We start from the raw sequence: 12474 nt of genomic DNA, 5'->3' as shown, positions 1-12474 counted from the left end.
ACCTACCCAAGATCATCTTTTAATTCTAGCGGAAATGTTACTGTAAAAGTCGATCCAACTCCAACCTGGCTGCGAACCTTAATTGTACCAGACATGGCTTTAACATACTCCTGAACGACCGCTAGGCCTAAACCCGTTCCACCATTTTGTCTCGATCGTGAAGTATCGACTCGGTAAAAGCGTTCAAAGATTCTTTCCTGCTCATCCTTAGCGATCCCATAGCCATTATCCTTTATACTTAGATTCCAATCTTTTTGACTAATCTGTACGTTGATCCACAGCTGTCCGCCCGCCTGATTATATTTGATCCCATTTTGAATAAGATTATTAACAACATGCCGTAGCTTATTTTTATCAACATTCACCTCAGCAGTAACTGGTATTTGTAATGCCACTTTAATAGCTTTTTTCTCAAGTTCTGGTTGAAATGTTGTTAAAATATCTTCTATAAATTCATATATTTTTAGCGAAGTAAGATTAAGCTGTGGTTTGGAATCTATTCTGGCAAGTGAAAGAATATCCTCTACTAATTCTCCAAGTTTCAGACTTTCTTGATAAACAATTTTTAAAAACTCTTCTCGCGTCTGCTTATCATCCATTGCTCCCTGTAGTAAAGTTTCAGTGAATCCAGTAATTGCTGTTATAGGAGTCTTTAACTCGTGGCTGACGTTTCCCACAAAATCCATTTGCATCCGTTCAATTTCCTTAAGTTCCGTAATATCATACAACAACGCCATCACTAAAAAGTGCCGTGCACTAACGGGAACATAAACCACGTGTGCATCAACATTCTTGCTCGTTGCATCTATTTTTATTTCATGATGCTGATCCTGATGTGTTTCAAAAGTTTTCTCAATCAATCTGCTTAATTCATAAGTTCGAACTTCCTTAACAAATAGTTGCCCTTTAACATTCAACTCGCGCCCCATCAAGTCACTCATAGCATGGTTGCTCAAATATATCTTCTGATCTTGATCTAAGACAAGCACTCCAATAGTTAGATACTCTAATAATGAGAGATACCCACGCTGTTGCAGCGTAAAGTCCTTCGAGATATCACGCTGCATGCTCTGAACACCATTAATAGCCCGTGCTAATTCATAATATGGATCATCGGGTTCAAGCAGCAAATGGCCAGCTTCATCACCTCTAACAACTGCCTGCAACTTGGAACTTAGTATTGCAATTTCCTTTTTCTGCCGCTGATAACCTAATATTTGTATCGCTGACAAAACAATTGCTAAACAAAGTGCGGTCAAAATTATTAAAAAGACTCGGTTATTCTTCAGAAAAATTGTAACAGGTTCGTGATACCAGTTCATCAAGAAAAATGAGATTATTGTTAAACAACCTAGACTTATCAAAAAGTTCACTAACAAGGCTCTAAAATTCTTTATCATTCTCACCCTCAAACCGATAGCCAAAGCCTCTTACGGTTTCAATATACTTAGGTCTTTTAGGGTCTGCTTCAAGTTTTTCACGTAAATGGCTAACGTGCATATCAACCATCCGTGTCTGTCCGACGTAATCATAACCCCAAACACCATTTAATAATTTTTCCCGACTTAAAACACGATGCTGTCTTTTAATAAAATATGTCAATAACTCAAACTCTTTTGGAGTTAATTTTATTTTTTTATTATTTTTTTCAACTACATAATTGGTTAAGTCAACGAGTACGTTATCAAATTTAAATTGTTCATTCTCAGTATCTAACGTTTTTGACTCTCTTTGGTCAGTTTTTGATTCCTCTGTTCTTCTTCCAATTGCCTTAATTCTCGCTAAAACTTCCCGGGGGGAGAATGGCTTGGTCAAATAATCATCCGCTCCCAATTCAAGTCCGATAACTTTATCATACTCTTCGCCTTTGGCTGTCAGTATCATAATTGGGGTTTTAACCTTTTCTTGACGTAAACGTCGCGTAACTTCTAGTCCGTCCATTTGCGGCAACATTAAATCTAATAAAATAAAATCAAATTTCCTTGTAACTCCCTTTTCAAAAGCTATTTTCCCATCCATTGCTGTATCAACTTGATAGCCAGCTTGTTCAAGGTTGTATTTTAGTAATGTTACAATCGCACTCTCATCATCAACCACTAATACTTTTTTCACAATGTTCCCTCCAAAATCAATGAAATATAATTAACCCTATTTCATGTGGTGAATCTGCAAAAATAGCACTTTCTGCTAATTTCAATTCACCTTCATATGTCCGTATCTTAAAATGACAATAAGTTGAGTCTAGCTTTAATGCTGCATATAACTCTTCTTCGTTAGCAACCTTGACACCATTACATGAAATAATGACATCACCTATATTTAAGTTCATCTTAGCGGCTGGCGTATGCGGCTGTACTGCAACAACACGAACCCCACTTTTTGTTTCTGCATACCAACGCCCTTCACGCCGATCTTTTCTTGCAGATAGAAAGGCCTGGATACCTAATAGAACAACTAACAACAGCAATCCCCACACTGATAATCGTGGCCAGAAACTTGTAAGCACAATAAAAGCTACACTATATCCGAGCCCATAGATAGCTTGTTTACGTACTTTTTTCAAAGCCGATGTCAACGGCTGTCGCCAAAACTTGATAGTTCCTGTAATCCAGAAGGGTAAAATAAATAACTCAAATTTTTGCCCGTGAAACATAAACACCGGCCAAAAGTTAACCATACTATGAAAGGTATCACCTGGTATCAAAATTAGCAACGGTACCAAAGCTGATTCTTGCCATGTATATTTAATTAACCGTCGGCCACGTTTCCCCTCGTGAATGCTGGGGACAAGTAAATACTGATTAACATGCCGTAACATTAAATATCTAAACAAGAAAAAAAGTGCCGTTAAAATAAAAAGAGAACGCCCACTAGTTAAAAGGACTTGTTCATCAATACTAATTTTTTTAAGAAGAGAAAATTCTTCCGTTGTTATTTGTTGTAAAAAAAATAATAAAGGTAAGCTTACCAGCAGTGTAAAAATACCACTATCAATGAATAAAAATAAGAGTAAACCTAAACAAATTAAAATTTCATATACTATAATCCATTGCATAGGGACACCTACTCCAAGCAAGAAAAAGAGACCTGAACCGCATAAGCCAAACAAAAAACCATTCTTCACAAGGTGTCTGCCCTCATAGAAATCACGGTTGATCGCTATCCGGAAATTTAAACGTTCATTTTTTATCCGATACTGGTAGATGATAAAAGTTACTAGAAAACATATCCATAAGGCAGGCTGCATAAAAAACTGCGCCAATAAGCTAAAAAACCACATTTAAGTTTCACACTCCTAAGGTAATTCTTAATCACAGTATAGCAATTTATATCTTTAAGTACAAAAATTGCATAATTAAATAGAAAAAAATACTATCAGTACAAACTTCTCAAATGTACTAATAGTATTTTATTTCTAAATTTTTAAAAACTTACGCATTGAAACACCAGAACCGATAGCTCCGATAATAATTCCTATCAAGATCATTAAAATATCGATCTGTATCAAAAAGACTCCTGGTGAGAGTAACCGGTAATTCGTGCTAGCAAGTGAAGCCGAAAGTAAGCCATGAATCCACACGTATCCGATATCAACAACAATGATCGGAAGAAGTGCTCCAAAAAGGCCAGTCCATGCTCCTTCGAGAATAAAAGGCCATCTGATAAAACTGTTGGTAGCCCCAACCAGACGCATAATAGCAATTTCATTTCGCCGTGATAAAATAGTAATTTTTATTGTATTGGATATTAGGAAGACAGCCACAAAAAGTAATAGCAAGCTAATTGCCGTTCCCCATTTTTGCACTCCGGCCACTACTTTGAACAGCTTCTTAGCTGATGTTCCACCGTATTTAGCAGCATAAACATTTTTCATCGTACGTGCTTCTTTAGCAACTGCTATAGTTTGTGCCGGCTTTTTAGCTTTAACAATATAAACATCATTTAGTGGATTGTCATCTCCAGCAAAAAGTTTGAAATCATTTCCATAACTTCCGACAACATTTTTTAATTCCTGTTTTTTACTTGAAAATTTAATACTCTGAACATTATCAAGCCTACTTAATTTCTTCTTCAAAGCTTCCCGTTGCTGGGGGGATGTTCCATGATCAATTAAGACCCGTACTTGTACATCGTTTTCAATGTCAGACGCTATCTTATTGACATTCATTATGACTGAAAGTAAAGCCCCAACAAGAAGTAATGTCACTGTAACCGCACTAAATGCCGCAACTGACATCCAACCGTTCCGCTTTAAACTTCTAAAACTTTCTACCAAGTGGCGTTTAAAGGTTATTGCTTTCATCTTTATAACCCCCCCTCTTTTGATCCCGGATAACACGACCATCGTCAATTTCAATTACACGGTGTTTATATTTATTCACAATAGCACTATTATGTGTCGCCATGACAATTGTCGTTCCTTGTTTGTTAATTCGTTCAATTATTTTTATAATATCGTTAGCGGTCCTAGGATCTAGATTACCCGTTGGTTCATCTGCAATTAAAATTTGTGGTTTATTCGCGATTGCTCGTGCAATTGCAATCCGTTGCTGCTCACCACCTGAAAGCTCATCAGGAAATGTATCAGCTTTATCAGCTAACCCAACTAAATTTAGAACCCGTTCCACCCGAGCCTTAACCTCTGCTGGAGCTTTCTCAATAACCTGCAAAGCGTATGCTACATTTTCAAATACCGTTAACTTGGGTAGCAGCTTAAAATCCTGAAAGACCACTCCAACTTCACGTCTAAGAAAAGGAACATCTCTATCTCTAATTTTTCCAAGCTCAAATTTATTTATTTTTATCTGACCAGATGTTGGCTTTTCTTCCCGATACATCATCTTGATAAACGTTGATTTACCAGCCCCACTTGGTCCAACAACATAGACAAACTCTCCTTGTTTAATTGTAATATTGAAATCATTAGCGGCAGTAATCTTGTTATCATATTCTTTAAAGACGCGTTTAAACTCAATCAAAAGGATACCCCCTCATTTTCTGATACACACCCAAGTATTATATCATTTGTAGGGTTCCTAAGATGTCAAAAAGATTACAAATAAATTTCAATTTTTTAGCTAGGATTTTTTTCTTGAAGTTTATATTGTAGATAAGCATTGATAAAATCATCCAGTTCTCCGTCCATCACTCCCTGAGCATTTCCCGTCTCGTAACCTGTTCGATGGTCTTTAACCATTGAGTACGGATGAAAAACATACGACCGGATCTGTGAACCCCAACCTATCTCAAGCTGTTGGCCTTGAATCTCAGCTCTTTTTTTCTCCTGTTCCTCTAATTTCAACTGGTACAACTTTGAACGTAGCATACTCTCAGCTGTAGCTCTATTTTGAAATTGCGAACGTTGGGCCTGACTTGAAACAACAATTCCCGTTGGAATATGAATCAACCGAACTGCAGAAGATGTTTTGTTAATATGCTGTCCACCCGCACCACTTGACCTAAAAACTTCCATCTTTACATCTTCGGGCCGCAATTCAATTTCAACGCTGTTGTCAAGTTCCGGCATGATATTAACTGATGCGAAAGATGTATGCCGTCTTCCTGCAGCATCGAAAGGCGAAATACGCACTAAACGATGGACGCCTTTTTCGCTGCGCAAATAGCCATAGGCATTATTTCCCTTAATCAGTAAGGTAACGCTTTTTATTCCTGCTTCTTCTCCCGCAAGGTAGTCAACTGTCTCAACTTCAAATTCATGCTGTTGAGCCCAGCGGCTATACATCCTCAAAAGCATCGCACCCCAATCCTGTGATTCCGTTCCACCAGCACCTGGATGAATTTCAATAATAGCATTACTATGGTCGTATTTTCCGCTTAGCAAAAGTTCAAGCTGGTACTTTTGTAATTTTTTTTGTGTTTTAGCTAATTTCTCTTCCAATTCATTTTTCATTTCCACATCATCCGGTTCTGCCTGTAATAATTCAAGTAAAACCTCTAATTCTTCAAGTGCTTCAGCAAGTGTATTAAAATTATCAAATTTAGCTTTTAACTCATTATTTGCTGCAATAACTTTCTGTGCTTTCAGCTGGTCATTCCAAAAATCTGGGTCAGCCATTTTGGTTTCATTTTCAGCTATTCGTTCATTAAGACCATCTAAGTCAAAGAGACCCCCTAAAGTCTGCGACTTTTTCTTTTGCCTTTTTTATTTCATGTCTTGCTTCACTAAGTTCCATTTTTTTCTCCTTTAAAAAAACTGAGTCAAATATTGTATTTTGACCCAGTACTTTTGATTTAAGTTGGTATCATTCCATTAACAGGTTTCAATGGTCAGCCTTCTTCACTTAACTACTAGTTGTTCATAGTCAAAAAACGGACTATACGCACAACTTGCAGTTAGGGCTTGAAGCCTAACGACCATTGGCTCACTTCTTCTATCGTTTGATATCCTGACGAATCTCGGCTTTCATAAATAAGCGTGTGACATCATACTCAATATCGCCCACCATTTGTTCAAACATTCTAAAACCATCAGTTTGATATTCAACTAGTGGATTTAACTGTCCATAGCCCCGCAAACCAATCGATTGTCGTAATTGGTCCATTTGATCGATATGATCTGTCCATTTTGAATCAACCACTCGTAAGAGTACAACCTTCTCAAACTCAAGCATCTGACTAGCATCATATAATTGTTTCTCTTTAAGTGCATAATTAGCTTCAGAACGATCCATTAAATAATCGACAATTTCTTCTGGCTTTTTACCTTCTAAGTCACTAAGAGAAATGCTGTCTTCATTGACCATTGCTGCAACCGCAAAATCCAGAACAGCTTGTAAATTCCAGTCTTTTTGTTCCTTTTGTGTATGCATTTGAACAACATGTTCAACTGTCCGCCTGATCATCTGCATAATAATCGGCTTAAGTGATTTATCTTCCATAATTACTTGTTGTCTTTGTGCATAGATCACTTCACGTTGTTCACGCATCACATCATCGTATTGTAAAACCTGCTTCCGAGTATCGTAGTTGTTACCTTCAACCCTCTTTTGTGCAGATTCAACCTGACGTGAAATCATTTTACTTTGAATTACTGCATCATCATCATCAACTTTGAATCTTTCCAAAATTGCTTTAATTCTTTCTGAACCAAAACGCAGCATCAAGTCATCTTCTAGTGAAAGATAAAACTGGGTCAAACCTGGATCCCCTTGACGGCCGGAACGTCCACGTAATTGATTATCAATTCGACGGGATTCATGCCGTTCTGTTCCAATCACAGCTAAGCCGCCTATTTCCTTAACACCTGCACCTAATTTAATATCCGTTCCACGACCAGCCATATTAGTTGCAATTGTAACAGCTCCACGCTGTCCAGCATTAGTAATGATCTCAGCTTCTTTAGCATGATTTTTAGCATTTAAAACTGCATGAGCAATGCCTTCCTTATCGAGTAGATGTGCTAGCAGTTCTGAAGTTTCAACAGCTACTGTTCCGACTAAGATTGGTTGCCCCTTTTCATGTCTTTGCTTAATATCCTCTACAACTGCTTTAAATTTGCTCTTTAATGTTGGATAGAGCAAATCAGGTCGATCTTCACGTAGAACAGGCTTGTTTGTTGGAATTGAGATAACTTCCATATTATAGATTTCTCGAAATTCCTCTTGCTCTGTCTTAGCAGTCCCAGTCATCCCAGCAATTTTCTTATACATCCGGAAAAAGTTCTGGTAAGTAATATTCGCCATAGTTTTTGTTTCTTGCTGAATATCAACGTGTTCCTTCGCCTCAATCGCTTGGTGTAAGCCATCTGAATAACGCCGTCCATCCATAATACGACCAGTGAATTGATCGACGATCAGAACTTCACCATCCGAGACAACATAATCTTTATCACGTAGCATAATAAAGTTAGCACGTAGCGCGTTATCTAAATGATGAGTCAAAGCTGTATTATCTGGATCATAAAGATTCTCAAGCCCAAAATATTTTTCAGCTTTTTGAATTCCCTCTTCAGTTAACGAAACGGTCTTTGACTCTAGATCAATTTTGTAATCATCTTTTTCAGTCAACGTTTTAGCAAACCGATCTGTTCTCGTATAAAGTGTGGTTGATTTTTCAGCCTGACCTGAAATAATTAACGGTGTTCGAGCTTCATCAATTAAAATTGAATCAACTTCATCGACGACAACAAAGTTCAGTGGACGCTGAACCATATCTTCACGATAAACAACCATATTATCGCGTAAGTAGTCAAAACCCAATTCACTATTCGTTGAATAGGTAATATCACTATTATAAGCATCTCTTTTTTCGTCAGGTGTTTTGTTAGAGACATTCAACCCCACTTCAAGACCTAACCAAGTATATAGCTCACCCATTTCAGTTGCATCACGTGAAGCTAAATATTCATTAACTGTTACAACGTGAACCCCTTTACTAGCTAAAGCATTAAGATAAACAGGCATTGTAGCAGTCAAAGTCTTACCTTCACCAGTCTTCATCTCAGCAATGTTACCTTCATGAAGTACAATTCCTCCATATATCTGGACCCTAAAAGGATACAGTCCTAAAACACGCTTAGCAGCTTCACGAATAGTGGCAAAAGCCTCTGGCAGTAGATCATCTAACGTTTCACCATCACTATAACGTTTTTTTAACGCAGGCGTTTTTGCCTTTAATTCTTCATCACTTAACGCAGCCATCTCATCAGCATACGCCTCAACTTTGTCTGCAATTTTACTTAATCTTTTAATTTCTCGTTTGTCACTCTCAACCCATTTTTTAAGGACATTAACCATTTCATAATTCCTTTCTAAAAACACTCCGTTTAATGCAACTATAACAGATAGTTGTTTAAAAGCTGGTATTGCTCTTTATTCTAGCATTTTTTAATCAATTTTTAAACATGCAGCGATATTTTAAACTAACCACTACTGAAAAAATAAAAATAAGTAAGTATCGGTCATATCCCCACTCTCAGACCGATTACTTACCTATTAGTAAAATTTATTTTACTCTTAATTATTTTTAATTCTCACTTGCTTCAATCAAGCCATATCGACCATCTTTACGTCGATAAACAATATCGATCCCACTTGTTTCTGCATCTTCATAGATAAAGAAATTATGCCCCAACATGTCCATCTGTAACACAGCTTCTTCACTATCCATTGGTTTCAAAGAAACTCTCTTTGTTCGAACAATATCGAATTTATCATCTTCTTTATCTGTTTTACTATCAGCTACATCTGAAATTGGAAATTCTTTGAAGCCTTTTTCACGTGATTTTCTATTAATTTTTGTTTTATATTTTCTAATTTGCCGTTCTAACTTGTCAGTTACCAAGTCAACACTAGCATACATATCAGGCGAGGTTTCTTCGGCTCGCAGCACCAAATATGGTAATGGAATGGTAACTTCAACTTTTGAAGTCTTATCTGAATAAACTTTTAGGTTTACATGGGCCGTCGAATTAGATGTATCCTCGAAATATTTCTCAAGTTTATTCAATTTTTTCTGAACATAACCTCGAATAGCAGCTGTTACCTCAATGTTTTCCCCGCGAATATTATATTTTAGCATAACAAACCTCTCCTTTCACAACTACGCACCGCACTTTCATGCGTAACAAGTGTTTATGATTCCACTCATTTATGCTATCTCTATTATAAAAGAAAACGTTGTATTTAACAAATAATATCTTTCTCATTATGCTAATTTAGCGTGCTAAGGTAAAAGATTGAACACATTCAGCTCCTGCTTGTAATAATAGCTCTTGCGCGTAATAAAGCGTTCTCCCAGTTGTATAGACGTCGTCTAGTAGTAATATTTTTTTACCTGTAATACTTTTATTTTCAACGTATTCAAAGGGTTGCTTAGTTGCCAATCTCTGCGCACGGTTCTTATGCGATTGTTTCGTTCGTTTAGTAAAATGTTTCATCTTTAATGCAGCAACAGTCGTAGCCGGTGTCCGCAACAGGCCTATAACTTGATTGAATCCCCTCACAGACATAGTTTGTTCATCGACTGGGATCGGCACGTAAATCCAATCTTTACGGTAATAATAATGCAGATTTTGTTCAAAAATATCCTGAAAAAGATAACGCCAGTAGTAATCACCCTTAAACTTATATTCTTCCATGAAATGTTGCATTGCTTCATTATAAACAAATAATGCCCGGTTCTTTAAAAGTACTGTTTGACCGTTTTTCTGCCACCGGGAGCAATCGTAACACAAACTATTTTTGGCTTGTTTACGACCGCAGCCACTACATCGTTCATTAGCTTGAATCGGAATAAACTTTTGCCAGCACTCTTCACAAATATCTTTTTCTTGCATTTGACCAAACGAAAAAAGCCACTTAAATGTTAACTGCTGTTCTACTGTTTGGTGACAGACCAAGCACCTATTCATCCTAGCAATTTCCTTCCTTTTCTATTCAAAAACATAATCTGTTTAATCGCCCCTTTTATAGTTCGTGTTACCATTTGACATAAAAAAAGAATATCACCCGTCGGATAATGTATACTCCGACCAACTCTTCCAGCAATTTGAACTAAAACTGAACTAGTAAAAATACTATCCTCTGCTCCTAAAACTAAAACATTTAACCCTGGAAAGGTCACTCCGCGTTCAAGAATAGTTGTTGTAATTAGAAAAATAATCTTTCCTTCGCGTAAAGCACTGACTTTTTCAATTCGCTGGGGGTCCTCAGCATGAACTGTCGTGCCTTTAACCTCTGCTGGCAATACTTTTTGGACAGCATCGTAGGTTGTCGTCAGTAGTGCAATTTTTGAAACAAAAATTAAAAAGGGACGTCTTGTCTTACTCCAAGCTTTAATTTTTATTTTCATTATGGTAGGTAGTTTTTTCTTGCTTAACAATCTTTCCCAATTAGGTGTAAGTCTGATTCGGGGTACGGGTAGCTGATACCCATGATAACGGAGCGGTAAATAACTAAAACTTAGCCTCTTTCTTTTTACTTCGGTCAACAGTCTTTTCGTGGGTGTTGCCGTCAACAATAACAGGGTACTTTTTTTTTACGTGCCGTTTCGACTGCACGCTTCAACATTTTATCATTCACAAATGGAAAAGCATCTGCTTCATCAATTATCAAAACATCAAAGGCTTCATAAAAATGCACCAACTGATGTGTCGTACAAACTACAAATTGTGTATAGCGATAAGTCTGTTCCTGTCTACCGTGCTGCAGTAAAATATCTACTTCTTGAAAAGCTTTTTTTAAACGCGGAAATAGCTCATTACAGACATCAACGCGTGGTGAAGCCAAGCATATCCGCATCTTCTGCTTAATTGCGTATGCCAGTGCTTCAAATAACATCTCCGTCTTACCGGCACCTGTTACTGCCCATAGCAAATGAGCCTTTCGCTGCTGGACAACTACCTTTAAGTCTTGTGCACAACGAGTTTGCGGTTCAGAGAGAACACCTTGCCAACTTAAGGGTTCATATATTTCAACAAATCTATTCGGTTCAGGGATGGTGTATAATACATCTAGTGTACTAAGCCGCCCTAGTAATTTGCACTGGGGACAAAAATACTGTTCATTCGGTAACGCAGCTCTTCTTTTACTGCTTTTTTGACCGCAGCGGTTACAGATGATCTCCGTTGCTTTAACTTCGATCGCAGGCAGCACCGTTCCTGCCTGCAAGTTAAGCTGCTCTAGCTCAGTCTTCTTAACGCTAGCTAGTCTTCCAAAAGCTTCACTCTCATTCATCAAACTTTTACCACCTTTCAGCTTAAAAATACGCATTTTAAGGAGTGCTACACTAAATGTCTAATTCATACTTAACTATTAAAAAAACTGGAAATGCTACTATCACCATTAAGAAGTCTGATTTCATTTGTAGTCTGGCACGCACAAAAGATGAGGATACAGCTCGAAAGTTTATTACTGATGTAAAAGCTAATTATCCTAAAGCCAACCATAATTGCTTTGCTTATGTTATTGGACAACACAATGAGATTCAACGTGAAAGTGACAACGGTGAACCAGCTAGAACTGCTGGCATTCCAATCCTTGAGGTCCTTAAAAAAAACGAATTAAGAAACACCACTGCCGTGGTAACTCGTTTTTTTGGAGGAATCAAGCTAGGAACTGGTGGATTAATTCGTACCTACACACAGGCTACAGTAACTGCATTGGAAACAATCGGAATTGTTCAATGTACTTTGCAAAAGGTTATTTATGTTAAAGTTACTTACTCTCAGCACAAGACTTTAAAGAACTTTCTCGAAAAAAACAACATTTTACTTATCGATACTGCCTTTACTGAAGCTGTCACAATCCAAGTTGCCGTTGAGTCGGTTCAAGTTGAAGCATTTGAAAAGGCAATAATTGATTTATTAAGTGCTCGTGTTAGTTTTGAAGAAGGCCCTGAACGCTATATTGAACATGACTACCACTTACATTCTAAAAATTAAAACTTTGATGGCTTCCACAACAACAAAATAAGGTGACGGATCAAAAAATCAGTTTTTGATCCGTCACCTTA

Annotated in this window: 12 protein-coding genes; 1 reads left to right on the top strand and 11 read right to left on the bottom strand. The window is 37.3% G+C overall.

Annotated elements, in window-relative coordinates; all coding sequences use genetic code 11:
- Positions 1-2: 2 nt before the first annotated feature.
- From pnpS to FC81_RS11070, 11 genes are all read right to left on the bottom strand, one after another.
- Complete coding sequence (gene pnpS, locus FC81_RS01980) at positions 3-1400, bottom strand: two-component system histidine kinase PnpS (protein WP_057742558.1); 1398 nt, start codon at positions 1398-1400, stop codon at positions 3-5.
- Entirely contained in the window at positions 1384-2112 is a 729-nt protein-coding gene (locus FC81_RS01975) for a response regulator transcription factor (protein WP_057742557.1), read from the bottom strand. The genes pnpS and FC81_RS01975 overlap by 17 nt, the downstream gene beginning before the upstream one ends.
- Positions 2113-2128: 16 nt before the next feature.
- Entirely contained in the window at positions 2129-3280 is a 1152-nt protein-coding gene (locus FC81_RS01970) for a PDZ domain-containing protein (RefSeq protein ID WP_057742556.1), read from the bottom strand.
- A 135-nt stretch (positions 3281-3415) separates the two neighbouring features.
- Positions 3416-4303: a permease-like cell division protein FtsX gene (ftsX, locus tag FC81_RS01965; RefSeq protein WP_057742555.1), complete on the bottom strand. Its 888-nt coding sequence runs from the start codon at positions 4301-4303 to the stop codon at positions 3416-3418.
- Positions 4284-4979: a cell division ATP-binding protein FtsE gene (gene ftsE, locus FC81_RS01960; protein WP_057742554.1), complete on the bottom strand. Its 696-nt coding sequence runs from the start codon at positions 4977-4979 to the stop codon at positions 4284-4286. The genes ftsX and ftsE overlap by 20 nt, the downstream gene beginning before the upstream one ends.
- Before the next feature lie 95 nt (positions 4980-5074).
- Positions 5075-6194, bottom strand: a protein-coding gene (prfB, locus tag FC81_RS01955; protein ID WP_187327400.1) for a peptide chain release factor 2 whose coding sequence is annotated in 2 segments (ribosomal slippage) — positions 5075-6121 and positions 6123-6194 — 1119 coding nt in all. Because the reading frame shifts where the segments join, the coding sequence is not laid out codon by codon here.
- Positions 6195-6392: 198 nt separating this feature from the next.
- Positions 6393-8756 carry a preprotein translocase subunit SecA gene (secA, locus tag FC81_RS01950; RefSeq protein WP_057742551.1) on the bottom strand — a complete coding sequence of 788 codons (2364 nt, stop codon included), beginning with the start codon at positions 8754-8756 and terminating at the stop codon, positions 6393-6395.
- A 229-nt stretch (positions 8757-8985) separates the two neighbouring features.
- Positions 8986-9540: a ribosome hibernation-promoting factor, HPF/YfiA family gene (gene hpf, locus FC81_RS01945; protein ID WP_057742549.1), complete on the bottom strand. Its 555-nt coding sequence runs from the start codon at positions 9538-9540 to the stop codon at positions 8986-8988.
- A gap of 136 nt (positions 9541-9676) precedes the next feature.
- Entirely contained in the window at positions 9677-10372 is a 696-nt protein-coding gene (locus FC81_RS01940; RefSeq protein ID WP_057742547.1) for a ComF family protein, read from the bottom strand.
- Positions 10369-10812: a helicase-related protein gene (locus FC81_RS11085; protein WP_235804615.1), complete on the bottom strand. Its 444-nt coding sequence runs from the start codon at positions 10810-10812 to the stop codon at positions 10369-10371. Before FC81_RS11085 ends, FC81_RS01940 begins: the two co-directional genes overlap by 4 nt.
- A 161-nt stretch (positions 10813-10973) precedes the next feature.
- Positions 10974-11696 (bottom strand): DEAD/DEAH box helicase, encoded by a 723-nt coding sequence (locus FC81_RS11070; protein WP_235804614.1) that lies wholly within the window; start codon positions 11694-11696, stop codon positions 10974-10976.
- Positions 11697-11752: 56 nt separating this feature from the next.
- Here FC81_RS11070 and FC81_RS01930 point away from each other — a divergent pair, with 56 nt between their 5' ends.
- Positions 11753-12403, top strand: coding sequence for a YigZ family protein (locus FC81_RS01930; RefSeq protein WP_057742545.1), 651 nt, complete (start codon positions 11753-11755; stop codon positions 12401-12403).
- The last annotated feature ends 71 nt before the right edge of the window (positions 12404-12474 follow it).

The sequence above is a fragment of the Liquorilactobacillus capillatus DSM 19910 genome (assembly GCF_001434915.1).
In the GTDB taxonomy this organism is placed as follows: domain Bacteria; phylum Bacillota; class Bacilli; order Lactobacillales; family Lactobacillaceae; genus Liquorilactobacillus; species Liquorilactobacillus capillatus.
This window is presented reverse-complemented; position numbering and strand designations above follow the sequence as displayed.

Bases quoted from the DNA above. Each gene is read 5' to 3' on its own strand.
- FC81_RS01940 (WP_057742547.1), bottom strand. From the start codon at position 10,372: ATGAATAGGTGCTTGGTCTGTCACCAAACAGTAGAACAGCAGTTAACA.
- ftsX (WP_057742555.1), bottom strand. From the start codon at position 4,303: ATGAAAGCAATAACCTTTAAACGCCACTTGGTAGAAAGTTTTAGAAGT.
- pnpS (WP_057742558.1), bottom strand. From the start codon at position 1,400: ATGATAAAGAATTTTAGAGCCTTGTTAGTGAACTTTTTGATAAGTCTA.
- FC81_RS11085 (WP_235804615.1), bottom strand. From the start codon at position 10,812: ATGAAAATAAAAATTAAAGCTTGGAGTAAGACAAGACGTCCCTTTTTA.
- FC81_RS01930 (WP_057742545.1), top strand. From the start codon at position 11,753: ATGTCTAATTCATACTTAACTATTAAAAAAACTGGAAATGCTACTATC.
- FC81_RS11070 (WP_235804614.1), bottom strand. From the start codon at position 11,696: ATGAATGAGAGTGAAGCTTTTGGAAGACTAGCTAGCGTTAAGAAGACT.
- FC81_RS01970 (WP_057742556.1), bottom strand. From the start codon at position 3,280: ATGTGGTTTTTTAGCTTATTGGCGCAGTTTTTTATGCAGCCTGCCTTA.
- hpf (WP_057742549.1), bottom strand. From the start codon at position 9,540: ATGCTAAAATATAATATTCGCGGGGAAAACATTGAGGTAACAGCTGCT.
- secA (WP_057742551.1), bottom strand. From the start codon at position 8,756: ATGGTTAATGTCCTTAAAAAATGGGTTGAGAGTGACAAACGAGAAATT.